Source organism: Vibrio genomosp. F10 str. 9ZD137 (assembly GCF_049974785.1).
Taxonomy (GTDB): domain Bacteria; phylum Pseudomonadota; class Gammaproteobacteria; order Enterobacterales; family Vibrionaceae; genus Vibrio.
This window is the reverse complement of the sequence record NZ_JBNGCJ010000739.1, coordinates 1-683: the sequence shown is the minus strand read 5'-3', so window position 1 is coordinate 683 and position 683 is coordinate 1. Positions and strand designations below refer to the sequence as shown.

2 protein-coding genes are annotated in these 683 nt (G+C 42.6%); both read left to right on the top strand.

Going from position 1 to position 683, the window contains the following annotated elements:
- Window positions 1-82: 82 nt before the first annotated feature.
- A complete protein-coding gene (locus tag ACP45E_RS17475; protein ID WP_025793433.1) occupies window positions 83-367 on the top strand; it encodes a type II toxin-antitoxin system RelB/DinJ family antitoxin in 285 nt (94 codons plus the stop codon).
- Window positions 364-642: a type II toxin-antitoxin system mRNA interferase toxin, RelE/StbE family gene (locus ACP45E_RS17470; protein WP_017035198.1), complete on the top strand. Its 279-nt coding sequence runs from the start codon at window positions 364-366 to the stop codon at window positions 640-642. Before ACP45E_RS17475 ends, ACP45E_RS17470 begins: the two co-directional genes overlap by 4 nt.
- Window positions 643-683: the final 41 nt, after the last annotated feature.

Here is a 683-nt window from a genome sequence, read left to right as displayed (position 1 = left end):
AATCACTCTTAAATTGTTTGTTAGTTGCCCATCTCAAAGCCTAGTGCTAACATTTGTACACACACCAACAAAGGAATACATCATGGACACTAGAATTCAATTTCGTGTTGATGAAGAAACAAAACGCCTAGCTCAACAAATGGCTGAGAGCCAAGGCCGCACTCTGAGTGACGCATGCCGTGAACTTACTGAGCAACTCGCTGAACAACAAAGAAAAGCATTATCTCACGATGCATGGCTAACTGAACAAGTAAACCTAGCATTTGAGAAGTTTGACTCAGGAAAATCCGTTTTCGTTGAACACCAAACGGCTAAGTCTCGAATGGAAGAGCGCAAAGCCAGAATCCGTAACCGAGGTAAGCAATGATTTTATGGGAAGAAGAGTCACTTAATGATCGTGAAAAGATCTTTGAGTTTCTCTATGACTTCAACCCTGATGCGGCAGAAAAAACTGACAACCTCATTGAAGCAAAAGTAGAAAACTTGCTTGAACAACCTTTAATGGGTGTGCAACGAGATGGCATCCGCGGACGATTACTCATCATTCCTGAGATTTCGATGATTGTCTCTTACTGGATTGAGGGCGATATCATCCGAGTTATGCGTGTACTACACCAGAAACAAAAATTCCCTACGGATTGATTGCTTCCTCTGGGGAACTAACGCCGCATTAAGCGGACAAA